Annotated in this window: 23 protein-coding genes and 1 pseudogene; 13 read left to right on the forward strand and 11 right to left on the reverse strand. The window is 64.3% G+C overall.

The genetic code is table 11. The annotated features are described in order from the left end of the window. Positions 1 to 124: 124 nt before the first annotated feature. Positions 125 to 481 (forward strand): hypothetical protein, encoded by a 357-nt coding sequence (locus IPK65_03830; GenBank protein ID MBK8162295.1) that lies wholly within the window; start codon positions 125 to 127, stop codon positions 479 to 481. A gap of 38 nt (positions 482 to 519) precedes the next feature. Here IPK65_03830 and IPK65_03835 read toward each other — a convergent pair whose 3' ends face one another. After that, complete coding sequence (locus tag IPK65_03835; protein ID MBK8162296.1) at positions 520 to 1,131, reverse strand: CBS domain-containing protein; 612 nt, start codon at positions 1,129 to 1,131, stop codon at positions 520 to 522. Positions 1,132 to 1,275: 144 nt separating this feature from the next. Here IPK65_03835 and IPK65_03840 point away from each other — a divergent pair, with 144 nt between their 5' ends. Next, positions 1,276 to 1,629 carry a phage holin family protein gene (locus IPK65_03840; protein MBK8162297.1) on the forward strand — a complete coding sequence of 118 codons (354 nt, stop codon included), beginning with the start codon at positions 1,276 to 1,278 and terminating at the stop codon, positions 1,627 to 1,629. 52 nt (positions 1,630 to 1,681) lie between these two features. Further along, the gene (locus tag IPK65_03845; GenBank protein ID MBK8162298.1) at positions 1,682 to 2,029 is read left to right on the forward strand and encodes a DUF1488 domain-containing protein; all 348 of its coding nucleotides are present in this window, start codon (positions 1,682 to 1,684) and stop codon (positions 2,027 to 2,029) included. Between the two features lie 255 nt (positions 2,030 to 2,284). Here IPK65_03845 and IPK65_03850 read toward each other — a convergent pair. From IPK65_03850 to IPK65_03865, 4 genes and pseudogenes are all read right to left on the reverse strand, one after another. Beyond that, positions 2,285 to 2,655: pseudogene (locus IPK65_03850) on the reverse strand (homoserine dehydrogenase). A 118-nt stretch (positions 2,656 to 2,773) separates the two neighbouring features. After that, complete coding sequence (locus tag IPK65_03855; protein MBK8162299.1) at positions 2,774 to 3,103, reverse strand: zinc ribbon domain-containing protein; 330 nt, start codon at positions 3,101 to 3,103, stop codon at positions 2,774 to 2,776. Positions 3,104 to 3,749: 646 nt separating this feature from the next. After that, on the reverse strand, positions 3,750 to 4,622 hold the full coding sequence (locus IPK65_03860) for a pirin family protein (GenBank protein MBK8162300.1): 873 nt from the start codon (positions 4,620 to 4,622) through the stop codon (positions 3,750 to 3,752). Between the two features lie 138 nt (positions 4,623 to 4,760). Then, complete coding sequence (locus IPK65_03865; GenBank protein ID MBK8162301.1) at positions 4,761 to 5,378, reverse strand: FMN-dependent NADH-azoreductase; 618 nt, start codon at positions 5,376 to 5,378, stop codon at positions 4,761 to 4,763. Positions 5,379 to 5,507: 129 nt separating this feature from the next. Between IPK65_03865 and IPK65_03870 the strand changes: the two genes are divergently transcribed. Then, on the forward strand, positions 5,508 to 6,467 hold the full coding sequence (locus tag IPK65_03870; GenBank protein MBK8162302.1) for a LysR family transcriptional regulator: 960 nt from the start codon (positions 5,508 to 5,510) through the stop codon (positions 6,465 to 6,467). A gap of 98 nt (positions 6,468 to 6,565) precedes the next feature. Here the strand turns inward: IPK65_03870 and IPK65_03875 are convergent, their stop codons facing one another. Both IPK65_03875 and IPK65_03880 read right to left on the reverse strand, forming a co-directional pair. Further along, positions 6,566 to 6,925 (reverse strand): DUF1428 domain-containing protein, encoded by a 360-nt coding sequence (locus IPK65_03875; GenBank protein MBK8162303.1) that lies wholly within the window; start codon positions 6,923 to 6,925, stop codon positions 6,566 to 6,568. An 81-nt stretch (positions 6,926 to 7,006) separates the two neighbouring features. After that, positions 7,007 to 7,534 (reverse strand): SRPBCC family protein, encoded by a 528-nt coding sequence (locus IPK65_03880; protein ID MBK8162304.1) that lies wholly within the window; start codon positions 7,532 to 7,534, stop codon positions 7,007 to 7,009. Between the two features lie 367 nt (positions 7,535 to 7,901). Between IPK65_03880 and IPK65_03885 the strand changes: the two genes are divergently transcribed. From IPK65_03885 to msrB, 5 genes are all read left to right on the forward strand, one after another. Next, a complete protein-coding gene (locus IPK65_03885) occupies positions 7,902 to 8,462 on the forward strand; it encodes an NAD(P)H-dependent oxidoreductase (protein MBK8162305.1) in 561 nt (186 codons plus the stop codon). Between the two features lie 113 nt (positions 8,463 to 8,575). After that, positions 8,576 to 9,178: a DUF4202 domain-containing protein gene (locus tag IPK65_03890; protein MBK8162306.1), complete on the forward strand. Its 603-nt coding sequence runs from the start codon at positions 8,576 to 8,578 to the stop codon at positions 9,176 to 9,178. Positions 9,179 to 9,265: 87 nt separating this feature from the next. Next, positions 9,266 to 9,895 (forward strand): metallophosphoesterase, encoded by a 630-nt coding sequence (locus tag IPK65_03895; protein MBK8162307.1) that lies wholly within the window; start codon positions 9,266 to 9,268, stop codon positions 9,893 to 9,895. 37 nt (positions 9,896 to 9,932) lie between these two features. Then, positions 9,933 to 10,778 carry an aldo/keto reductase gene (locus IPK65_03900; protein ID MBK8162308.1) on the forward strand — a complete coding sequence of 282 codons (846 nt, stop codon included), beginning with the start codon at positions 9,933 to 9,935 and terminating at the stop codon, positions 10,776 to 10,778. Between the two features lie 216 nt (positions 10,779 to 10,994). After that, positions 10,995 to 11,441 (forward strand): peptide-methionine (R)-S-oxide reductase MsrB, encoded by a 447-nt coding sequence (gene msrB, locus IPK65_03905; protein MBK8162309.1) that lies wholly within the window; start codon positions 10,995 to 10,997, stop codon positions 11,439 to 11,441. Between the two features lie 31 nt (positions 11,442 to 11,472). On the opposite strand, the gene IPK65_03910 is transcribed toward msrB, so the two are convergent. Next, positions 11,473 to 12,174 (reverse strand): YebC/PmpR family DNA-binding transcriptional regulator, encoded by a 702-nt coding sequence (locus IPK65_03910; protein ID MBK8162310.1) that lies wholly within the window; start codon positions 12,172 to 12,174, stop codon positions 11,473 to 11,475. A gap of 385 nt (positions 12,175 to 12,559) precedes the next feature. Between IPK65_03910 and IPK65_03915 the strand changes: the two genes are divergently transcribed. From IPK65_03915 to greB, 4 genes are all read left to right on the forward strand, one after another. Continuing rightward, a complete protein-coding gene (locus tag IPK65_03915; GenBank protein MBK8162311.1) occupies positions 12,560 to 13,654 on the forward strand; it encodes an efflux RND transporter periplasmic adaptor subunit in 1,095 nt (364 codons plus the stop codon). After that, the gene (locus IPK65_03920; GenBank protein MBK8162312.1) at positions 13,651 to 16,701 is read left to right on the forward strand and encodes an efflux RND transporter permease subunit; all 3,051 of its coding nucleotides are present in this window, start codon (positions 13,651 to 13,653) and stop codon (positions 16,699 to 16,701) included. The genes IPK65_03915 and IPK65_03920 overlap by 4 nt, the downstream gene beginning before the upstream one ends. Before the next feature lie 435 nt (positions 16,702 to 17,136). Continuing rightward, positions 17,137 to 18,855 (forward strand): C4-dicarboxylic acid transporter DauA, encoded by a 1,719-nt coding sequence (gene dauA / locus IPK65_03925; GenBank protein MBK8162313.1) that lies wholly within the window; start codon positions 17,137 to 17,139, stop codon positions 18,853 to 18,855. 8 nt (positions 18,856 to 18,863) lie between these two features. Next, positions 18,864 to 19,418, forward strand: a complete 555-nt coding sequence (gene greB / locus IPK65_03930) for a transcription elongation factor GreB (GenBank protein ID MBK8162314.1) — start codon at positions 18,864 to 18,866, stop codon at positions 19,416 to 19,418. A gap of 25 nt (positions 19,419 to 19,443) precedes the next feature. On the opposite strand, the gene IPK65_03935 is transcribed toward greB, so the two are convergent. The 3 genes from IPK65_03935 to IPK65_03945 form a co-directional block, all read right to left on the reverse strand. After that, positions 19,444 to 21,051, reverse strand: a complete 1,608-nt coding sequence (locus IPK65_03935; GenBank protein MBK8162315.1) for an NAD(P)/FAD-dependent oxidoreductase — start codon at positions 21,049 to 21,051, stop codon at positions 19,444 to 19,446. A gap of 115 nt (positions 21,052 to 21,166) precedes the next feature. Further along, positions 21,167 to 21,715 carry a hypothetical protein gene (locus IPK65_03940; GenBank protein ID MBK8162316.1) on the reverse strand — a complete coding sequence of 183 codons (549 nt, stop codon included), beginning with the start codon at positions 21,713 to 21,715 and terminating at the stop codon, positions 21,167 to 21,169. Positions 21,716 to 21,852: 137 nt separating this feature from the next. Continuing rightward, positions 21,853 to 22,320 (reverse strand): hypothetical protein, encoded by a 468-nt coding sequence (locus tag IPK65_03945; protein ID MBK8162317.1) that lies wholly within the window; start codon positions 22,318 to 22,320, stop codon positions 21,853 to 21,855. Between the last annotated feature and the right edge of the window lie 32 nt (positions 22,321 to 22,352).

The following is a 22,352-nucleotide window of genomic DNA, read 5'->3' on the forward strand; positions in this document are numbered from 1 at the left end:
GCTGCCTCGTAAAAATAAATCTGTCCCGGATTTTTGAGCAATTGCGGGATTCCGCTGTCTAATCCATTGATCGCCACACACACCGTCCCGTCCATCGAACGGCGGTCAAGGAAGGGTGACCGGTATGAAGCGGTCCCTGCATCCGACGGTGGTGTATCTCCTGCTGCTGGTTGCCATCAGCCGCGGCGGCCATGGGAGCGAGGAGAACACCGCGCATTCTCCCGTACATGCGGGCGCCCATTGCTATGGCCTCGCCATGGTGGGGATGGACTCCGTGATCAACTCCAGGCTCGGCATCCGGCCGGAACACATCCTGCACCTCGCGACCACCGATCCGGACTCGGCCATCGCCTCGCACGACGAAATCAGCGCCGCGGCCCCCTATTCCACCCGCCTGCTCAGGATCATCTTCGAAGCCTACCTGTGGCAGGGCGAGCCGCACGAGTATGCCTCCGCGGTGCTGGAGGGCTGCCAGGCATGAACCCGGGGACGGATTTGAAATCCGTCCCCATTCACGTCTCAACCGCGCGCCAGCTCGCGCTCGATGTCGGCGAAACTCTCGGCGGTCTCGGTCGAGTCGATCCGGATGCCCAGCGCGCGCTCCACGACGCTGGCCGAAAACAGGCCGCGTACCGACTGGATGCCCTGTACCGAGACCCCGTCGAGGACGATCAGGTGCCTCACGCCGAGATTCCTGAAGGTCTGCACGATGTTGCCCAGCGTGGCGTCGGCGAGGTCGCGGTAGTTCAGCGCGTGCCAGGCGTGCACCGGCGTCAGGATATCCTGCACCTGGACATCGTCGCGCGTGCAGATGCCGATGCGGCAGTCCCGCGACTGCAGGTAGAGCATGGGTTTCTCGCTGTGGATGTCACTGGAGGTGACCGTTCCGAGCACCTTGAACGCCGCATCGACCACGAAGAGCAGCCGGACGCCGGAATAGATCATCTGGTTCAGGGCGTCGTCGATCTGGGTTGCAGCGTGGACCGAGATCGCCGGCGTATGGCGGAAATCGGTCATCAGCTCGAGCGCCGGCGCTTCATGGCCCAGCAAGGTCAGTCCCGGATCGGGGATCCGCGCCAGCACGACCGGATACAACGGATAACCTGCGACAAGGGGGAGATAGCGATTCATAGGATTACTCCTATGCAAGATGGGTGGATTTCCCATTCTATGCCTGTCCGTCAACCGGCGCACGCTTTCCGCGCCCCGGGACAGATCTGTTAATATCCTGTAGCCTGTAGTTCCTATGAAAATAAATCTGTCCCGGGTTTTCCGATGCTGAGATTTGTCGTCTTCTGGGGGCTCAACACGCTGCTGCTGTGGGTGGCGGCGGAGCTGTTCGCCAGCGTGCATTACGAGGGCCTGGGCGCGCTGTTCATCGCCGGACTGCTGTTCGGCATCGCCCACGCAGTCATCAAACCGGTCCTGGTGATCCTCACCCTGCCCGTCACCGTGCTCACCCTCGGCCTGTTCCTGCTGGTGATCAATGCGCTGATCCTGCTGCTGGTCGCCTTCGTGGTGCCCGGCTTCGACGTCACCGGCTTCTGGCCGGCGGTGGGAGTGGCGCTGTTCATCTCGGTCCTGAGCCTGGTGTTAAACATGCTGTTTGGCGCGCAACTCACTAAATAAAGGGACAAACAGCCCTGTGCGTGCCATACTGCCTCCACGGGCTGGCGCCGGCATGACGGCAGGCGAACGGGCCGTCCCCCCATCAGCAAGAGCCCTCGACATGAAATTATCCGGCTACCGCGCATCACCGCTCAACGGGAAAGAGATCCTCTTCCCGCGGCTCGAATCCTGGAATCCCCTCAGCAAGACCGGCACCATCGCGGCGCAGGTCAACAAGAAACGGGTGTTGTGCCGGATTTCGATGGAAATCCTGCAAAAGAAATTCCACGCCACGGCGGAAAATCCGCTGCGGGCAATCAAGGAAAACCGGGTGGTTATCGAGGCCGCGGCAAGGAAAGTGATCGAAAAAGGCGGCTACGAGGAAGACGGTTCGATCATCATCAAGGCGGCCGACCTCTAGACGCGACCGGCGCCTGGCACGGGGAACGCGGCGCGGCGTAGCCGGCTCGGGGCTCCCTCACCGCGGGCACCGCACCGGTACAGCCTTACTTTTTCTTGTCCTTCTTCGCGGCCTTCTTTTCCTTCGGCGTCATGGCCGGTTTCTTTTTGGTTTCCTTGTTGTTCTGCTGGCCTTTTGCCATGGCGTCCTCGCTCCTCGCGTCAGGTCATTCGGTTTAACCACCGGAACGCATCATGCACGCATCCGCGCGCGTGATCAATAGCCGCTGCGGTGGTCCTTGTCCGGCACGTGTTCGCCGGAGAGCAGCGCCCAGATCAGGTAGGCCACGTTCTCCGGCACCACCACGGTATGCTTGTTGTTCGACGCGAACAGCTTCTCGCGCAGCTCCTTGCGGACCTGTGGCATGCCGGTCATGTCGAAGATCATGTCCACCGCGTCCCCCTTGGCGACGATCTGGTCGATGCTCAGTACGGGCATGCCGCTGGCCTGCGCCTCGCGCTTGCCGGGCGTATCGTGCAGCTCGCTGACGCAAACGATCTCGATCCCCTGCCGCTGGCGCCCTGCATCTGTTCGAGGACAGTGGAACCGATCCTGCCCAAACCGATGATTGCGATCTTAGTGCTCATTGCAGCCTCCCTGATCCATGGTGAAGTTCCGCGAACGGCGGCGGACTGGAATGGTGCCCTGATATGGTTAGCAACACCCGTGCCAACACCTGATCGAGGATGGCCGCATCCGCCGCATTCAGGAACCGGCCGCCTGCAGCGCCATGCCGCACTTCTGGCAGAACCTCGCCCCGGCCGGGCTCGCGGCGGAGCACCTCGGGCAGGACAAAACGCTGCTGCTGCCGCCCGCCGGCTGGCTCAGGGACGTGCCGCAGCCGGTGCAGAATTCCGCGTCGAGATCGTTCCTGGCGCCGCATTTCGCACAGTCGCGGTACGCGGCCTTCACGGAGGAGCCGGCGACCTTGTCGGTGATCCCGCCGGTGATGACCTCGATGACCGGATCGCCCTCGCGCCACAGCATCACCAGGATATAGACGCCGAACAGCACCGAGCCGATGTCGAGGATCATCTTCAGCTTGTCCCAGTCGAGGAAGGCGTTGTTCAGCTGCAGGATCACCGGCACCAGGTACTGGTACAGCACGACGAGGTAGACGAACAGGACTAGGAGCTGGCTCAGTGCGATGATGCGCCCCAGCAGCGTATCCCGGCCCGGGATCTTGCCGACCTTCATCAGCATCGAGAGATAGAACGCGATGACCTGCTTCAGGGGCACGAAGATCCGGACGAGGATCACGACCACGCCCAGCGTGAGCAGGATGTCGAGCCAGTCGCTGAAGCGCAGCTTGCCGAAGGCCGTCTCCGCGCCGGGGATGTGCTCGGTCAGGGCCTTGAACAACGACAGCACGATGATGATGAATACGCCCCGCACCACAGCGCGGAACGACGCCCTGAACACGCTCTCGTCAATCATCCTGGGGACCCGATCCTTGCGGCAGTTTTATTCAGGCTTGTTATACCGCTACGGCGCCACGGCACCACCCGCGCGCCTGCACGATCGGCGCCGTACACGGAATATAAATCACCTTCATTCGGCGGGCAATGCGTAAACAAACCGCGCCATCCAGGGGGAAATCCAACCTTCACGTCGCCTGATCTAGCGCAACGAGCAGGAAAACCTCCGAAAACCGGCAACCGAACCGGTTTCGGGGGTACCGTTACGCGCGCCGGGCGATGCGCCCCATCTTGCCGCTCTGGTAGTCGGCGATGGCCTGGCGGATCTCCTGCTGGGTGTTCATGACGAACGGACCGTAACCGACCACCGGCTCGTCGATCGGCGCGCCGCCCAGCAGCAGCAGCGTCGTGTCCTCGTCCGTCTCGATGACGATCCGGCTGCCCGCGCGCTCCAGCACGGCGATGTGCGCGTCCGACACCGGTTCCCCGCCGCCGAGACGGATGCGGCCGCGCAGCACGAACACACCGGCGGTGTGCCCCTCCGGCAGATCGAACTCCGCGCGCGCACCGGCCTTGAGGCGCACGTCCCACAGGTTGATCGGCGTGAAGGTGCGCGCCGGTCCCGCCGCGCCGTTGAAACTGCCGGCGATCACGCGCACCGAACCGGCGCTGTTCTCCAGTTCGACGCGCGGGATGTCCGCGCTCGTGATCGGCTGGTAGCCGGGAGCGTCCATCTTGTGCCGCGCGGGCAGGTTCACCCACAACTGGATCACCTCGAACAGGCCGCCCTCGCGCGCGAAGCCGGGGGCGTGGAACTCCTCGTGCACGATGCCGCCGGCCGCCGTCATCCACTGCACGTCGCCCGGACCGATGGTGCCGCCGGCGCCGGTCGAGTCGCGATGCTCCACCTCGCCGGAGTAGACGATGGTCACGGTCTCGAAACCGCGGTGCGGATGCTCGCCGACGCCGCGCCGCGCCGATGTCGGCGCGAAGGTCGCCGGCCCGGCGTAGTCCAGCAGCAGGAACGGCGACAGCTCGGCGCTGTGGTCGTGGTAAGAGAAGATGCTGCGCACCGGGAATCCGTCGCCAACCCAGTGGCCGGTGTCCTGGCTTTGGATGAATGCAAGTTTTTTCATGGCCTGCCTCCTGTATCATCATCATGCGAACATGGGGACAGATTTCAAATCTGTCCCCTTATCTAAATACGTCCCCTTGCTCCGAGATCCAAACACGGGAGACGGATTGTGAAATCCGTCCCCTCTTGCTGCTGCAGATCAGGCCGCCTTCCTCGGCAGCGCCCGCACCCGGTCGAGTGCGGCGGCGATCGACTGCTCGCGCTTTTCTGCACCGAGATTGACGCCCTCGGCGCGGATGACGCTGATGTCGGTGATGCCGGCGAGGCCGAGCGCCGCCTTCAGGTACGACTCCTGGTGATCCATCGCCTGTGCCGGACCTGCGGAATACACCCCGCCGCGCGCGGAGACGATCACGACCTGTCTGCCGCCGGCGAGACCGACCGGTCCCTGCTCCGTGTATCTGAAGGTGCGCCCCGCGACCAGCACGCGATCCAGCCAGGCCTTGAGCTGCGAGGGGATCGAGAAATTGTACATGGGCGCACCGAGCACGATCACATCCGCGGCGATGAATTCCGCCAGCAGCTCCTCGCCGAGCGCGAGCTCCGCCTGCTGCGCCGGACTGCGCTGCTCCGGCGTCACCTGGCGCGCGCTAAGGGCCTCGGCGGTCAGATGTCCGGGCGCGCTCACCGCGAGGTCGCGATGCGTGACCTCGATGCCGGGGTGACGCAGGCGCCACTGGTCGACAAGCTCCTGTCCGAGCTGGCGCGTGACCGATTGGGTGCCCAGGATGCTGGAATCGATGTGCAGCAGTTTCATGGTCGTTCTCCTCACGGGATGGCACGGCGGGCGGACGCCCCGCCCTTTACAACCGTCTTCCTGAGGATTAATGTTAATTCCGACAGTAATCCATGATTAGATATCGTATTCAGCAAACACTTTCATGTTATGCGCAATAATCGAAACGTCACCACCAAGGCCGGCCTGCAGGACCTGAACGACCTCTACCTGTTCGCGCTGGTGGTCGATGAGGGCAGCTTTACCGCGGCGAGCCGTGTGGCGGGGTTGACCACCTCCCGCATCAGCCGGCGCGTCGCCGACCTGGAGGACCGCCTGGGGGTGCGCCTGCTGCACCGCACCACGCGCAAACTCGCGCTGACGCCGGTCGGCGAACAGTATTACCAGCACTGCCGCGCGATAGTCAGCGAGGCCGAGGCCGCCGCGGAAGTGGTGGAACAGGTGCAGGCCGTCCCGCGCGGGCACGTGCGCGTGACCTGCCCGGCGCTGACGGCGCAGTCGGTACTCGGGCCGATCATCACCGGGTTCATGCGGCTCTATCCCGAGGTGCGCGTCTCGCTCGCGGCGACCGACCGGCTGGTGAACCTGATCGACGAAGGCCTCGACGTGGCGATCCGCTTTCGCGCGCTGCCGCTGGAAGACTCCAGTCTCGTCGCGCGCACGATCGGCGAGAGCCGCACGTATCTGGTGGCAAGCCCGGCGTTACTGAATACCCATGGCCGCCCCGACCAGCCGGCCGACCTCGCCCGTTTCCCCAGCCTGGGCAAGAGCCGCCACGACGCGGGTTACGCCTGGCAACTGACAAGCGAGGGCGGCGAGGACACGACGGTGCCCTATCGACCGCGGCTGGAGTCGGACGACTGGCTGGTGCTGCGGCAGGCGGCGCTGGACGGCCTCGGCGTCGCGGCGATCCCGGACGAGATGTGCCGGGAGGACATCGACGCCGGCCGGCTGGAGATCGTGTTGCCCGCCTGGCAACTGCCCGGCGTCACACTGCACATCGTCTACATCTCTCGCCGCGGCCTGATCCCGGCGGTGCGCGTCTTCATCGACTTCGCCGCCGGGCGCCTGGCGGCGCAGTGCCGGGAAAAAGCCGGGATAGAGAAATAATCCGGGACAGATTTACGACGGCACGGGGACGGACTTAAGTCCGTCCCCTGGAATAAAAATAAATCTGTCCCGGATTATTCGAAGTCCGTCCCCGCTGGTCAAAGCATAACCACCGGCTTGAAGCCGCCGTAGATCATGCGCCGGCTGTCGAAGGGCATGGCATTCGGGCCCATGGAAGTGAGGCGCGGATCCGCCAAGACCTTTTTCAGCACGCGGTCGCGGTGCGCACGCGATTTGTAGACGATCCACGAGAAGAACACGACCTCGCCCGGCTTCAGTTTCACGCTCTGCGGAAACGAGGTGAGCTTGCCGGGCTTCACGTCGTCCGCCACGCATTCCATGTATTCCAGGGCGCCATGTTCGCGCCAGATCTTCCCCGCCTTGCGTGCGAGGCGGCGATAGACCGCCAGATTCTTCTTCGGGACGGGCAGGACGAATCCATCGACGTACTTGGCCATGATCGAACACCTCCTGGATAATATGAAACAGAATACGGAATCCGGACCAAGGTCTGCTCCCTGCGTCGGGAATCCTCGCGCTCAGGCCTCGGCGAGCGACTTCAGGCTGGCGAGCCCCTCCTCGAAATCCTTGCCGATCATCGTGTCCATGTCGAAGAACAGGCCCATCAGCTTCGACAGGTAGGGACTGGGGCCGTGGATGGACCAGACGACATTCGTCGCCCCGCCCGCCGGCTGCAGCGCGAACTCCACGATGTTGTGCGCCTCGAAGGGCTTGATGAAATCGAGCCGGATGACCAGCCGGGAGGGCGGAACGGTCTCGATGATCTCCATGCTCCCCTGGCCCACGTCGTCGTTGCCGTCCCAGCCGTACACTGCGCCCGTGCCGCGCGCCGCGCCGCTGTGCGTCCGCTTCATGGCGGGATCCTTCTTTTCCCATGGCGACCAGGCCGCCCACTCATGCAGGTCCTCGAGGCGCGCGAAGATCTCCTCCGGCGGCGCCTGGATCACCGCGCTGCGCTCGACGCGGAAGCTGTCAGGCCGGGTCGCGGCGTAGACGAGGATCGCGGCGACCAGGACCGCGATGGCCAGGGTGATTTTCTTGAGCATGGTGATGTCTCCCGTTTATTCGTGACTCGGCGCGGACGGTCCGGAAACGGGTCGTCCGCGCATCCCTCCGTGCCGCCACCGGGGGAATATACCACGCGCTCCGGCTTCAACAGAGGGGCGCAGGGTGTGTCAAGCGTGCCCATGGGGCGGCCTCCGCTGATGACCGCAACGAATCTGTATGAAATCCGCCGGGCCATGGACCCGGCGCAGAAATCCGCATGGAATCATGCGGCAGTAACGACAGCCTGATCCATTGTCTTCACTACGTTCCCGGCGCCCCGCCCTGTCCGGTTGACCGCGCGCCAGACCCGGCGGGATGATAGCTGTCTGACGTCGTCCGGCTAACGCCGCCGGACCGGAGGAGACCATGTCCAGGATCGTGGGGATTGCCGGCAGCCTGCGCTCCGGTTCATACAACGCGGCGCTGCTGCGCGCCGCCGTTGATCTGATGCCCGAAGGATCAAGCCTGGAGATCGGAAGCATCAAGGGCATCCCGCTCTATGACGGCGACGTCGAGGCGAAGGATGGCATTCCCCAAACCGTAACCGCGCTGAAGGATCGTATCGCAGCCGGAGACGGGCTGCTGCTGGTCACGCCCGAGTACAATAATTCGATTCCGGGTGTATTCAAGAACGCGATCGACTGGCTGTCGCGGCCGTCCTCTGACATCCCGCGCATCTTCGGCAACCGTCCGGTCGCGGTCATCGGGGCCTCGCCGGGCGGCTTCGGGACGATACTCGCGCAGAACGCCTGGTTGCCGGTGCTGCGCACGCTGGGCATGCGGCCCTGGTTCGGCGCCCGCCTGCAGGTGTCGCGCGCGGGGTCCGTATTTGGCGACGGTGGCGATCTCGCCGACGCAAAGACGCGGGAACAGCTGGCGCAGTTCATCCTCGGCTTCGCGGAATTCACCGCCTCGCAACGGCGTTAGCGCACTGGAAATTTCCGCGATTTGAGGCATCATATACGGCGCTGAAGCCGCGCCGAGACCATTGCTCGCACGCACCCCCACCCGGAACGAACCCGTTGAGCCAAAGACACGCCATGCCGCAGCCACGAACATTCGACAAGGCCATTGAACTGATCGACGCCGCGAACCGCGCCGACCCGAACCGCGAGACCGCCGACGGGACGGAGTGGCCCAAGGAGCTGCTCTACTCCCGCCGCATGTCCGACATGCTGCAGCGCTATGCCCCTGCGGCCGACGACGCGGTGAGGCTCGCGGTTCGCGCGCAGCATGTCCGGCGCTGGACCTCGCCGCGCGACGCCTATCCGATGGATCGCGACGGTTATCTGCAATGGCGCAAGGACCTCTACCGCTTCCACGCCGACACCGCGGCCGAACTGCTGACGCAGGCCGGCTGCGACGCGGACGTCATCGACCGGGTGAAGAAGGCCGTGGGCAAACGGGCGCTCAAGAAGAATCCGGACACCCAGATGCTGGAGGACGTCACCGCGCTGGTATTCATCGAGAGCTACATGCTGGATTTCGCCGCCAGGCACCCCGAATACGACGAGGAGAAATGGCGCGGCATCATCCGCAAGACCTGGGAAAAGATGTCGAAACAGGCGCACGACTTTGCGCTGTCGGGCGGGATACGGTTGCCTGAGGCGCTGGTGCCGCTGATTCAGCGGTCGATCGAGTAGCCGGGCCATTGGGGACAGATTTAAATCCGTCCCCTTACACACACTAAATGGGGACAGATTTAAAATCTGTCCCCTCGCCGCCGGATTATGCCCAACATCATCGCCGACATCTCCGGAGACTACGCCGCCCTGCTGCGCCTGCTGGCGAAGATGCCGGACGAGGAGGCCATCTCCCTCGGCGACATGGTCGACCGCGGGCCGGATTCGCGTGCGGTGGTCGAATGGTTCATGGCCAACGGCCGCGCCGTGCTGGCCAATCACGAACACATGATGCTCGACCACTGCCGGGGCACCGGTTATTACACGCCGGGCTCGTGGGAGGTCAACGGCGGCGACGCCACGCTGCATTCGTTTCGCGGCGCCGTCCCCGCGGAGGTGCTGGACTGGATCGAACGCCTGCCGCTCTATCTGGAGATCGGGGACTGCCTGATCTCCCATGCCTTCGTGTATCCCGGCTCCACCCTCGCGGAGGCCTGCGAACTCGGCGCCGGCTCGCGCGATGCCCGCTTCGACCGCAGCCTGCTCTGGAACCGGGAGCCGCCGCGGCGCCTGCGCCAGTACCGGATGCAGATCGCCGGACACAACTCCCAGTTCGGCCTGCGGAAATTCTCCGACTGGAGGGGCGAATTCGCGATCTGCCTGGACGATTCGCGGCGCGGCCGCCTGACCGGTCTGCATCTGCCCTCGATGGACATCTATCAAGTAGAATGTGACTGACCCGTCCCGGCATCCGCCGCGCGAAGAATCCCGCACCATGAGCGAGAACGAATACGTCACTTCCATCCACGGCGTGCGCAGCCCGCGCATCATCTACGGCACGGCCTGGAAGAAAAGCCGGACGCAGGAACTGGTGAGCCTGGCGCTGCGCCACGGCTTCCGCGGCATCGACACCGCCGGCCAGCCCAAGCACTACGATGAGGCCGGCGTGGGCGCGGCCATCGCCGCCGCGCTGGACGACGGACTGACACGGGCCGAACTCTACCTGCAGACGAAATTCACCCCGATCGACGGCCAGGACCCGAAGCAGACCCCCTACGACCGCACCGCCGCGCTCGCCGACCAGGTCGCGCAGTCGTTCCGCGCCTCCCTGCAGAACCTGCACACCGATTACGTCGACTGCCTGGTGCTGCACTCGCCGCTGCAAGACACCGGCCAGCTGGCCAAGGCCTGGTCGGCGATGGAGGCGATCGTCGAGGCCGGCGGCGCGCGCCAGCTCGGCATCAGCAACTGCTACAGCCTCGCCTATCTCGAGGCGCTGCGGCGCTCGGCACGGATCCCGCCGGCCGTGGTGCAGAACCGGTTCTATGCCGAGACCCGCTACGACCGCGAGATCCGCGCCTTCTGCCGCGACCACGGCATCATCTACCAGAGTTTCTGGACGCTGACGGCGAACCCGCACATCCTGGCGCACGAGAAGGTCAAGGGGCCGGCCAGGAAGCACCGGCGCACGCCGGCGCAGATCCTGTTCCGCTGGCTTACCCAGGAAGGCGTCGTCCCGCTCACAGGCACCACCTCGGAGGCGCACATGCAGGAGGATCTCGGGATCTTCGCCTTCCATCTCGACGATGAGGAGCGCGCCGCGATCGCGGCACTGTTCTGATCCGTCGAACCGGGAAGCCGGAGTAATCGCAGACCGGATGCAGCGAAGCGGAATCCGGGAATGGCGTGCCCCGGACTACGGCGCCATGCGCCTCCCTCCGGGCTACGAGCTCGAATGATGACGCCGCCAGCGGATCACGTGCGCAGGCCTTGGTCCGGCCGCGATTCGCGGCTATGCTGGATCGACCGGCCCGGCCCGCCACCCTGGAGACACGACATGCTGAAGTGGAACGACGTGATCGGATTCGCGAGCAAAGGCAACCCCGGGCCGGAGCGCCGCGTGAGCAGGACCGACGCCGAGTGGCGTGCCCGGCTCACCCCCGAGGAATACCATGTCACGCGCGAGAAAGGCACCGAGCGCGCGTTCAGTTCCGAGATGTGCAACCTGTTCGAACCCGGCCTGTACGCCTGCGTGTGCTGCGACACGCTGCTGTTCGACGCGCGCGAGAAGTTCGACTCGGGCACCGGCTGGCCGTCCTTCACCCAGCCGATCCGCGCGGACGCCATCGCCTATCACAGCGACACCGCGCACGGCATGCGGCGCATCGAGACCACCTGCAACACCTGCGGCGCCCACCTCGGCCATGTCTTCCCGGACGGCCCGGCGCCCGGCGGCTTGCGCTACTGCATGAACGCGCTGGCGCTCAGGAAACAGAAAGATTGAAGCGGCCGGGGAGAATCCCCGGACTCCGGTCTCAGTCGGCCAGCCCCACGAACACGCGCTGCACATCGTCGTCGGCATCGATGGCCTCGAGGAAGGCCTCGACCTCGGCGCGTTCCGCCTCGCCCAGCGACACCGGATTCTTCGGCCGGTAGCCGAGGTGCGCAGATTGCACGACGAAGCCGTGCGCCGGCAGGGCGCGCGACACCGCGTCCATGTCGGTGGGATCGGTGAGGAACAGCGTGGCGCCGTTCTCGGCGGGTTCCAGGTCCTGCGCCCCGGCCTCGATCGCGGCCGCTTCCGGATCGGCGCCGGGAGTTTCCGGCGTCGCCTCGATCATGCCGAGATAATCGAAGTCCCAGGCCACCGAGCCCGAGGCGCCGAGCTGGCCCTTGCGAAACAGCATGCGGACGTTGGAGACGGTGCGATTGACGTTGTCCGTCAGACACTCGACGATCACCGGCACGCGGTGCGGCGCGAAACCTTCATAGGTCAGCTTCTCGAAGTTCACGCCCGTGTCGAGCAGGCCGGCGCCCTTCTTGATGACGCGTTCCAGGGTGTCCTTCGGCATGGACGCCTTCTTCGCCTGATCGACGGCGAGGCGCAGGCGCGGGTTCATGTCCGGGTCTGCGCCCGCGCGCGCCGCCACCATGATCTCGCGTGCGAGCCGGGTGAAGATCCGGCCCTTGGCGTTGGCCGCGGCCTCCTTGCCTTTCGCTTTCCACTGTGCACCCATACTGAATCCTTACGACATTCGTGCGCCGCGGCGCCCGGTTGACGACAAATGACCGTGGATAACGTGATCGGTCCGGGGTTGTTATCGAGGTCACTCCAGAAGCAGCAAATTTTACATGGTAATTGGGGCTTATAGCAATTTCGCGATTACAGACAAACACATCTGAGCAAGCGATTGCGCCGGTAAAAACCCGGGATCACCGCAATCGCAGGCGCCGCCCGATGCTGCGACCGTCGCGCAGACCTTGACTGCGATACGTCGCATCATACCGCGTCACGTGTAGCGGTATTTCCATATGATTACTATCACTTTGTACGACGATTACAGCCCGGAAAAATGCTGCTAGCATAGATTCGCATCGTGCGTGATTCCCGAGGGATGACGTATGCCTGTGCCGATCCTGCCATCCAGAATCCGGGCGCTTGCCCTCGCCGCCGTTTTCTCGGTCTCCTGCAGCGGGCCTCCGCCGCCGGCCGAGGAAATCCGTCCCGTCAGATTTCAGAAAGTCGCGGCGAGCGAATTCGAGATGATGGCGCGCTATCCGGGCGAGGTCCGCGCGCGGCACGAAACCGCGCTGGGATTCCGCGTCGGCGGCAAGGTCGTGGAACGCCACGTCGAGGTCGGCAGCCGCGTCAAGCCGCATGACCTGCTGGCGCGACTGGATCCGCAGGATTCCAACCTCAATACCCAGAGCATCACTTCGCAGCTCGCGGCCGCCGAGGCCGACCTGAACCGGGCCGCGATCGACCTGGAACGTTCCGAGCGCCTGGTCAAGGTCAACCTGGTCAGCAAGTCCGACTACGACCGCCAGCTCAACACCTACAAGGCCGCGCAGGCCAATCATGACCAGCTCAGTGCGCAGCTCAAGCTGAGCCAGAACCAGGCGGCCTACACGGACCTGCGGGCGGATTATCCCGGCGTCATCACCGCCATCGACGCGGAAGTGGGCCAGGTCGTGTCCGCGGGACAGACCGTCATGCGCGCCTCCCGCTTCGGGGAGAAAGAGATCGTCATCAACGTCCCGGAAAACGTCCTCGACCGGCTGCGCTCCGTCCAGCAGATACAGGTATCGCTGTGGGCGAATCCCGCGCGGACCTACCAGGGCCGGATCAGGGAGGTCTCCCCCAGCGCCGATCCGGTGACCCGCACGTATACGGTGAAGGTCTCCGTACCCGACGCCGACGACGCGATGCAGCTCGGGATGACCGCGTCGGTGGCGTTCAGCAGCACATCCGGCAGCAAGTCGGTGCGCCTGCCGCTCACCGCGCTGTTCCAGAAGGAACAGCAGCCGGCGGTATGGATCGTGGATGAAACCTCCGGCGCCGTGGACCTGGTGCCGGTCGAGGTGGACGGCTTTCACGACAATGCCGTCACCGTGACAAAGGGACTGTCCGACGGCCAGCTGGTGGTCACCGCGGGCGTGCATAAACTCCATCCCGGCCAGAAGGTACGCCTGCTCAGCACCGCGGAACTGCCGTGACGAACTTCAATCTCTCCGCCTGGGCCCTGCGCCACCAGGCCTTCATCCGCTTTCTGATCGCCGTGTTCATGATCGCGGGCGTCCTTACCTATTTCAGCCTCGGCCAGAAGGAGGACCCGGATTTCACCTTCCGGACGATGATCGTGAAGGTGATCTGGCCCGGCGCCACGGCGCGCGAGATGGAACTGCAGGTCACGGACAAGATCGAGAAGAAACTGCAGGAGACCCCCAGCCTCGACTACCTGAAAAGCTACTCCAAACCCGAGGAGGCGGTCGTCTTCGTCTATCTGCGCGAGGACACACCGCCGAAATCCGTCGACTTCATCTGGGACAGGGTGCGGAAAAAGGTGGGCGATATCCGCGAGGAGCTGCCGGACAACATCCTCGGCCCGTTCTTCGACGACGAGTTCGGCGACACCTACGGCTCCATCTTCGCCTTCACGGCCGACGGATTCGGCTACGCCGAACTTAAGGTCTACGTCGACCGCATCCGCCAGGAACTGCTGCGCCTGGACAACGTCAGCAAGGTCGACCTCGTCGGCGAGCAGGACGAGAAGATCTACATCGAGCTGTCGAACACGAAGGTGGCCACGCTCGGCATCGACCCGCTGCTGGTCGTCTCCACCCTGCAGGCGCAGAACGCGATGACCGCGTCCGGCACCGTGGAGACGCAGAGCGACCGCTTCTTCATCCGCATCTCCGGCGACTTCGATTCCGTCGACAGCATCAGCGACATCGGGATACGCGCCAACGACCGCATCTTCCGCCTCGGCGACATCGCGCGCGTCTACCGCGGGTACGTGGATCCGCCCACGTTCAGGATGCGCTACCTGGGCCAGGACGCGATCGGGCTCGCCGTCTCGATGACGAAAGGCGGCGACGTCATCGCGCTGGGCAAATCCCTGCAGCAGACCATGCAGCGCCTGATGACGGAGATCCCGGTCGGGATCGAGGTCCACCAGGTGTCCGACCAGCCGGCGGTGGTCAGGCAGTCGGTCAACGAATTCACCCGCAGCCTGCTGGAGGCCCTGCTGATCGTCCTCGCGGTCAGCTTCCTCAGCCTCGGCGTGCGCTCCGGCCTGGTGGTGGCGCTGTCCATCCCGCTCGTGCTGGCGATCGTCTTCCTGGTCATGAAGTTCTACGGCATCGACCTGCAGCGCATCTCGCTCGGCGCGCTGATCATCGCGCTCGGCCTGCTGGTGGACGACGCGATCATCGCGGTGGAGATGATGTCGCTGAAACTCGAGGAGGGCTGGGACCGGATCCGCGCCGCGACCTTCGCCTACACCTCCACGGCCTTCCCGATGCTGACCGGGACGCTGATCACCGCCCTCGCCTTCCTGCCCATCGGCCTCGCCAGGTCCAGCGCCGGCGAATACACCTTCTCCATCTTCGCCGTGGTCACCATCGCGCTGCTCGCCTCGTGGCTGGTGGCGGTAGTATTCACGCCGTACATCGGCTACATGCTGCTGCCCGAGGCCAGGGCCCACGTCAGCCATGAGGAGATCTATCAAAAGCCCTTCTACGCCCGCTTCCGGCGCTGGGTGGCGTGGTGCGTGCAGCACCGGACCCGGGTCATCCTCGCCACGATCGCCGCGTTTGCCGCCGCCATCGTCGCCTTCAAGACCGCCGTCGAACAGCAGTTCTTCCCCGCCTCCGCGCGCCCGGAACTGCTGGTGGACCTGTGGCTGCCCGAAGGTTCCACCTTCGAATCCACGGAGAACGAGGTGAAGAACCTCGAGAAACACCTGATGGGTGACGGCAACGTCGTCAACTACGTCAGCTACGTCGGCGGCGGCTCGCCGCGCTTCTACCTGCCGCTGGACCCGCAACTGTCGCACCTGAATTACGCCCAGATGATCATCATGACGAGCGACCTCGAGGCGCGCGAGGCCACCCTGAAAAAGCTGCGCGACATCCTCGACAACGACTTCCCGCTGGTGCGCGGCCGCGCCAGCCGCCTCGAAAACGGCCCGCCGGTCGGGTACCCGGTCCAGTTCCGGGTGATCGGGGACGACCCCGAGACGCTGCGCACCATCGCGGCCGGGATGGCCGGGGCGATGCGCGCCAACGCCAGCATCCGCAATGTCAACACGGACTGGAACGAGATGATCAAGGCGGTCAGGCTCGATGTCGACCAGGACAAGGCGCGCACGATGGGCCTGTCCTCCCAGGACATCGCGCAAACGACGAACGCCATCCTCAGCGGCTTCGCCGTGACGCAATACCGCGAGCTGGACCGCTCCATCGATGTCGTCATCCGGGCACGGCAGGAGGATCGCGAGAACCTCGGCGCCCTCGGCGAGCTGACCATCCATAACGCGGAGGGGAAGGCGGTGCCGCTCAGCCAGCTCGTCACCGTCTCGCAGGGATTCGAGGAAGGCATCATCTGGCGGCGCAACCGCTTTCCGGCCATCACCGTGCGCGCCGACATCCCCGACCACGTGCAGGCGCCGGACGTGGCCGCGCAGTTGCTGCCCGCCATGCAGGAGATCGCCGCCGGACTGCCGGACGGCTATCGCATCGAGATGGGCGGCGCGCAGGAATCCAGCGCCAGGGCGCAGGCCTCCATCAAGGCCGTCGTGCCGTTCGCGCTGGTCCTCATCCTGGTCCTGCTGATGGTCCAGTTGCAGAGCTTCCAGCGTACGCTGCTGGTGCTGCTGACGGCACCGCTGGGGCTCATCGGCGTGACCATCGCCCTGCTCGTGCTGCAGCGGCCGTTCGGCTTCGTCGCCATGCTGGGCGTGATCGCGCTGGCGGGGATGATCATGCGCAATTCGGTGATCCTGGTCGACCAGATCGAGCAGGACATCAAGGCGGGACATTCCCCGTACGAGGCGATCATCGAGGCGACGGTGCGTCGCTTCCGCCCGATCATGCTGACCGCCGCGGCCGCCATCCTCGCGATGATCCCCCTGACGCACAGCACCTTCTGGGGCCCGATGGCGGTCGCCATCATGGGCGGGCTGCTCGTCGCCACCGTGCTCACACTGTTCTTCCTGCCCGCCCTGTACGCGGCCTGGTTCAGGGTCAGACAGCCTGCATAGTACGAGCCATACCACCCATCCATTGTTGTTACAGCACGGTCCTGCTTGATCACAGCGGTCTTACCCGCCCGGTTCAGCACACATCAACTGACAGGCTCCGCAAATCAGCGCCTGCCACGGCGCGACGGATCTGCCGGCGCGAGCCATCCGCCCTGGCGGAGATCCTGCCGCAGGCGTCGCCCGTACGATCCCGCCACCGGGGCAGCTCAGCCGGGCGCCACCGGTGGACGGCTTTCCCGTTCGCGGTATCCAAGCCCGCACCGCCGTCGTGTATAATCCCGCACGGCAGGCGACAGAATAACCGCGATCAAGGGAACCGGAAGTTTGACCCTCCCCCCGATATCATCGATACCCCATTCCTCCCCGACATACGCCGGCGTCGCGATCCATGCGGGTTGACGCTGCGCGCACGCGCGGAGGACCGGTGGCGGGCGCATGTACCAGGCCGCACTGATCGCCTCGGCCGTCCGCGAATCCTGGCGGACCGGCTACAGCCTCCACACGCTCCGGCGCGATGCGATCGCCGGCCTGACCGTCGGGATCATCGCCATACCGCTGGCAATGGCCCTGGCCATCGCGAGCGGCGTTCCGCCCCAGCACGGTCTGTATACGGCGATGATCGCCGGCGCGCTCATCGCCCTGACCGGCGGGTCGCGCTTCAATGTCTCCGGCCCCACGGCGGCCTTCGTGGTGATCCTGCTGCCGGTGACGCAGAAATTCGGCATCGGCGGGCTGCTGCTCGCCACCGCGATGGCGGGGCTGATACTGGTCGTCATGGGCATCGCCCGCATGGGCCAGTTGATCCGCTTCATCCCCTATCCGGTCACGACGGGATTCACGGCCGGCATCGCCGTCGTCATCGCCGCGCTGCAGCTACGCGACTTCCTGGGCCTCGACATGCCCCGGCCCGAGGGGCATTTCGTCGAGATGATGCTGACCATCTTCTCCGCCCTGCCGTCCGCGCACTGGCCGGATGCGCTGATCGCCGTGCTGACGATCGCGGTGCTCATATTATGGCCCAGGCTGAAACTGCCCGTGCCGGGCCACCTGGTGGCGCTGGTGCTGGCGACGCTGACCGCCTGGCTGTGCGGGCAGTGGCTGGACGATTTCTCGGTGGCGACCATCGGCTCACGCTTCGAATACATGATGGACGGCGTGCGCGGCGCGGGGATTCCGCCCTCGCTCCCCGGATTCAGCCTGCCGTGGCTGATGGCGGGCGCGGACGGGCAGCCGCTGCACCTTTCGCTGCATCTCTTCCAGGAACTGATCGGTCCCGCCTTTGCCATCGCCCTGCTGGGGGCGATAGAGTCGCTGCTGTGCGCCGTCGTGGCGGACGGACTGACCGCCACCCGGCATAATCCGAACGCGGAGCTGGTCGGCCAGGGGATCGGCAATATCGTCGCGCCGTTCTTCGGCGGGATCACCGCCACGGCCGCCATCGCCCGCACCGCGACCAGCATCCGCACCGGCGCCCACTCGCCGGTGGCCGCGGTCGTGCACGCGCTGGTGATCCTGCTGATCATCCAGTTCTTCTCCGGCTGGCTGTCGTATGTGCCGATGGCGGCACTGGCCGGCTTCCTGATGATGGTGGCGTGGAACATCGGCGAGGCCAAGCACTTCGGGCACATCGTCCGCGTGGCCCCGCGCAGCGACGTGCTGGTGCTGCTGGTCTGCTTCACGCTGACAGTGGTATTCGACATGGTGATCGCAGTGGGCGTCGGCGTGGTGCTGGCCGCGCTGCTGTTCATCCGCCGCATGTCGGAACTGACCGGGACGGAGCTGATCACCGAGGGCTCGGATCACCAGCATGCGAACCTGCCGTCACACGTCGCCGTCTATGACATCAACGGCCCGCTCTTCTTCGGCGCGGCCGAAAAGGCGATGGGCGTGCTGCTGCGGGTGCGCGGCGACATCCGCGCGATCGTGCTCGACATGAAGGACGTGCCGATGATCGACATGACCGGCACGGTCGCGCTCGAGACCCTGCTGAGCCGGCTGCACCGCCAGGGCGTGCTGGTGCTGCTGAGCAATCTGTCACCGCGCCTGGAACAGGCGCTGGTCCAGACCGGCATCGCGCCGCGCGAGAACGACCTGCTGTTCTGCCCCGACGTCGCCACCGCCTGCCAGCGCGCGATTGAACTCAGGCCGAAGTGAGACCGCCCATGAGCAAGGCCTTCACCAAAGAGACGGAGACGGACGAGGAAGAGGAGCTGGACACGCCGGACCCGCTGCCCGCCCACATCAAGAACTACATGACACCGGCCGGATACGCGGCGCTGCAGGAGGAATTGCGCTGGCTGCTGCGCGAGGAACGCCCGCGCATCGTCGCGATCGTCTCGTGGGCGGCCGGCAACGGCGACCGCTCGGAAAACGGCGATTACACCTACAACAAGAAACGCCTGCGCGAGATCGACCGCCGCGCGCGCTACCTGACCAAGCGGCTGGAGAGCGCCGAGGTCGTGGACCCGAAGCTGCAGCGGGGACTGGAGCAGGTGTTCTTCGGCGCCACCGTCACCTATGCGCGCGAAGACGGCAACGAACACACCGTCACGCTGGTCGGCATCGACGAGGCCGACCTCGACCATGGCAAGATCAACTGGCAGTCCCCGGTCGCCAAGGCGCTGCTGAAGGCGCGCGCCGGCGACACGGTCAGGCTGACCACCCCGTCCGGCGCGGAGACCCTCGAGATCGTCGCGGTCGGTTACGGACCGGATTGACGGACCGCCGATTTGCGATGGGCGTTTACCCTTCCTGCGCTTTAGTCATCGACAGGGCGACGGCCTCGGCCACTTCGATACCATCGATGGCGGCGGACAGGATGCCGCCCGCATAGCCCGCACCCTCCCCGGCCGGATACAGACCGCGGGTGTTCACGCTCTGGTATTCAGCGTTACGCAGGATACGGATGGGCGACGAGGTGCGCGTCTCGACGCCGGTCAGCACCGCATCCTCCATCGCAAAACCCCGGATCTGTTTCCCGAAGGCGGGCAGCGCCTCGCGTATCGCCTCGATAGCGTAGTCGGGAAGGCAGGTATCCAGGCTGGTCATGCGCACACCCGGCTGGTAGGACGGCGCGACTGAACCCGGCCCGGTCGAGGGCCGTCCCGCCAGGAAATCGCCGACGCGCTGCGCGGGCGCGCAGTAATTATTACCGCCCGCCTCATACGCGCGCGCCTCCCACTGGCGCTGGTAGGCAATGCCGGCGAGCGGATGCCCGGGATAGTCGGCGGGCGTGATGCCGACCACGATGCCGCTGTTGGCGTTGCGCTCGTTGCGCGAATACTGGCTCATGCCGTTGGTGACGACGCGCCCCGGCTCCGACGTGGCGGCCACCACGGTGCCGCCGGGGCACATGCAGAAACTGTAGACCGAGCGGCCGTTCCTGCAGTGATGGACCAGCTTGTAGTCGGCGGCGCCGAGCAGCGGATTGCCGGCGTTTTTACCGTAGCGCGCGCGGTCGATGAGCGACTGCGGATGCTCGATGCGGAAACCGATGGAGAACGGCTTGGCCTCGATGTACACGCCGCGGTCGTACAGCATCTGGAAGGTATCGCGCGCGCTATGCCCGACCGCCAGCACGACGTGATCGGCGGCAATGCGTTCGCCGTCGGCGAGCACCACGCCGCGCACCTGCCCCTGTTCGATCTCCACCTGCTCGACCTTGCACTGAAAGCGGATCTCCCCGCCCAGCGCCTGGATGGTCTCGCGCAGGGCCTCGACGATGCCCACCAGCCGGAACGTGCCGATATGCGGCTTGGCCACGTAGAGGATTTCGGGCGGTGCGCCGGCCTTGACGAATTCGTCGAGCACCTTGCGCCCGAGGTGGCGCGGGTCCTTGACCTGGCTGTAGAGCTTACCATCGGAGAACGTTCCGGCGCCGCCCTCGCCGAACTGGACGTTGGATTCCGGATCGAGCACCGACTTGCGCCACAGGCCCCAGGTGTCCTGCGTACGCTCGCGCACGCTCTTGCCGCGATCGAAGATGATGGGACGAAAGCCCATCTGCGCCAGCAGCAGGCCCGCGAACAGCCCGCATGGACCTGTGCCGATCACGACCGGCCGCAGGACGGAACCCGCCGGCGCGCGCGCGACGAAACGATAGCTCATGTCGGGCGCGCGGGAGATGCGCCGCTCATCCTTCAGTCGATGAAGGATCGACGGCTCGTCCCCGACCTCGGCATCCACCGTATAGATGAACGCGATGGCCGGCTGGCGCGCGTCCACGGCGCGGCGAACCACGGAATAGCGGATCAGTTCATGGTCGGCCACCTCCAGCCGTTTCACTATCGCGGCACGGAGCGCAGCGGCGGGATGCTCGAGCGGCAGTTTGATTTCGGTGATGCGCAACATACTGGATACCCGGGCCGTAGTTATCGAGCCAGGCGATAGTGTAACGCATCCGATGGGGATGAATCACGCCGTCATGCAATACCCCCTGGCGTGCCTGCGCCTGTGATGCATCCACCTACTTCTGAAGCTTCGTGATTTTAGAGCCCTCAAACGACAGATCGCCTATCAGACCCTTTTCTCCAAAAACAAAGCCGATGATAGGTTGCTGCAGAGTTTTGGTATCGTATTGGCCGCCAGCACCCTGGGTAACAACAGCAACACCCGCGTCGACACCAACTTTCCAACCATTGCTATTCTTGAATTTTTCCAGCGATTCCTGATTCATAAACATGACGATCTCGCTACGGCTCGCAATACCCAATGTAAGGCCGACTGACGCAGATCCTATGTTGTAATAGTCGACATTCTCCCCCTTGACTTGCAGGACACCCTCGCCATACTCGCCGGCGACGCCTATGCCGCCCTTGGTTATGCGCGGAAAGACGAGCATGCCATACGCCTTGTCTGCGAGCTCCTTATGCTTCGGGGATTGCGCGTAGAACTGTTTCAATGCCTGGCTCACACTGGCATCTATCTCCTGTTTGCTATCGGCAAAGACAGCAGTACAAGCAAACAGTCCAAACACTATGAGACTGATTGTGGCAATCGATTTTTTGATTTTCATAATTAATTCTCCATGATAAGTAGTTTTTGCTATCCAATTATGGTTGCGATCTGCACAAAGCCTGGAATTTATGGGCGCAGTATTACCATAGAGCCGCAGGAGTTTAATGAAAGTAATAGTATTTATTGAGACAGGCTCTAGTTGACATCAGCAGTGCCTTTAGATGATCTTTCCACCTCTTCCTTAACCTCGGTATCCGCCTTCAACTTCTCCTTGGCAGCGGATATTGCGTTAATCTGTTTTGCGGAAGCCTCTCTTAAACAGAGATCATTTATGCTTCCCGTCTTTTGATTACATTTATCTTTATCAATTGAATACTCGGCGACCGCTTTAGAGACATCTGCGTTGAATAGCTCCTTTCCAAAAGCATTGCCATCAGACTCAAGCTGTTCCATCGCATCCCTTTGCTTTCTTTCCGCCTTGTCCAGGCAATTCTTTTTCACACCTCCAGAAGATGAATTACAACTTTCTTTGTCTGCTTTATGCACGGCTACAATTGCCGCCTCTACGGCCTCATGCTCTTCCATTGTCAAGCCTGTTGCTATCGCGCTTACGCTGAAAAAACCGATTGCGGCTGTTACCGCAGCGATAATAATTTTATTCATGGTATTTATACCTATGTTTCGTCCTGCCAGTT

This window comes from Gammaproteobacteria bacterium, from assembly GCA_016712635.1.
In the GTDB taxonomy this organism is placed as follows: Bacteria; Pseudomonadota; Gammaproteobacteria; order SZUA-140; family SZUA-140; genus JADJWH01.

Excerpts from the sequence above, each read along its gene's own strand:
- dauA (MBK8162313.1), top strand. The coding sequence starts at position 17,137 with ATGTACCAGGCCGCACTGATCGCCTCGGCCGTCCGCGAATCCTGGCGG.
- IPK65_03835 (MBK8162296.1), bottom strand. The coding sequence starts at position 1,131 with ATGAATCGCTATCTCCCCCTTGTCGCAGGTTATCCGTTGTATCCGGTC.
- IPK65_03840 (MBK8162297.1), top strand. The coding sequence starts at position 1,276 with ATGCTGAGATTTGTCGTCTTCTGGGGGCTCAACACGCTGCTGCTGTGG.
- IPK65_03900 (MBK8162308.1), top strand. The coding sequence starts at position 9,933 with ATGAGCGAGAACGAATACGTCACTTCCATCCACGGCGTGCGCAGCCCG.
- IPK65_03875 (MBK8162303.1), bottom strand. The coding sequence starts at position 6,925 with ATGGCCAAGTACGTCGATGGATTCGTCCTGCCCGTCCCGAAGAAGAAT.
- greB (MBK8162314.1), top strand. The coding sequence starts at position 18,864 with ATGAGCAAGGCCTTCACCAAAGAGACGGAGACGGACGAGGAAGAGGAG.
- IPK65_03830 (MBK8162295.1), top strand. The coding sequence starts at position 125 with ATGAAGCGGTCCCTGCATCCGACGGTGGTGTATCTCCTGCTGCTGGTT.
- IPK65_03945 (MBK8162317.1), bottom strand. The coding sequence starts at position 22,320 with ATGAATAAAATTATTATCGCTGCGGTAACAGCCGCAATCGGTTTTTTC.
- IPK65_03940 (MBK8162316.1), bottom strand. The coding sequence starts at position 21,715 with ATGAAAATCAAAAAATCGATTGCCACAATCAGTCTCATAGTGTTTGGA.
- IPK65_03855 (MBK8162299.1), bottom strand. The coding sequence starts at position 3,103 with ATGATCCTCGACATCGGCTCGGTGCTGTTCGGCGTCTATATCCTGGTG.
- IPK65_03910 (MBK8162310.1), bottom strand. The coding sequence starts at position 12,174 with ATGGGTGCACAGTGGAAAGCGAAAGGCAAGGAGGCCGCGGCCAACGCC.
- IPK65_03870 (MBK8162302.1), top strand. The coding sequence starts at position 5,508 with ATGCGCAATAATCGAAACGTCACCACCAAGGCCGGCCTGCAGGACCTG.
- msrB (MBK8162309.1), top strand. The coding sequence starts at position 10,995 with ATGCTGAAGTGGAACGACGTGATCGGATTCGCGAGCAAAGGCAACCCC.
- IPK65_03895 (MBK8162307.1), top strand. The coding sequence starts at position 9,266 with ATGCCCAACATCATCGCCGACATCTCCGGAGACTACGCCGCCCTGCTG.
- IPK65_03915 (MBK8162311.1), top strand. The coding sequence starts at position 12,560 with ATGCCTGTGCCGATCCTGCCATCCAGAATCCGGGCGCTTGCCCTCGCC.
- IPK65_03885 (MBK8162305.1), top strand. The coding sequence starts at position 7,902 with ATGTCCAGGATCGTGGGGATTGCCGGCAGCCTGCGCTCCGGTTCATAC.
- IPK65_03845 (MBK8162298.1), top strand. The coding sequence starts at position 1,682 with ATGACGGCAGGCGAACGGGCCGTCCCCCCATCAGCAAGAGCCCTCGAC.
- IPK65_03890 (MBK8162306.1), top strand. The coding sequence starts at position 8,576 with ATGCCGCAGCCACGAACATTCGACAAGGCCATTGAACTGATCGACGCC.
- IPK65_03865 (MBK8162301.1), bottom strand. The coding sequence starts at position 5,378 with ATGAAACTGCTGCACATCGATTCCAGCATCCTGGGCACCCAATCGGTC.
- IPK65_03935 (MBK8162315.1), bottom strand. The coding sequence starts at position 21,051 with ATGTTGCGCATCACCGAAATCAAACTGCCGCTCGAGCATCCCGCCGCT.
- IPK65_03880 (MBK8162304.1), bottom strand. The coding sequence starts at position 7,534 with ATGCTCAAGAAAATCACCCTGGCCATCGCGGTCCTGGTCGCCGCGATC.
- IPK65_03860 (MBK8162300.1), bottom strand. The coding sequence starts at position 4,622 with ATGAAAAAACTTGCATTCATCCAAAGCCAGGACACCGGCCACTGGGTT.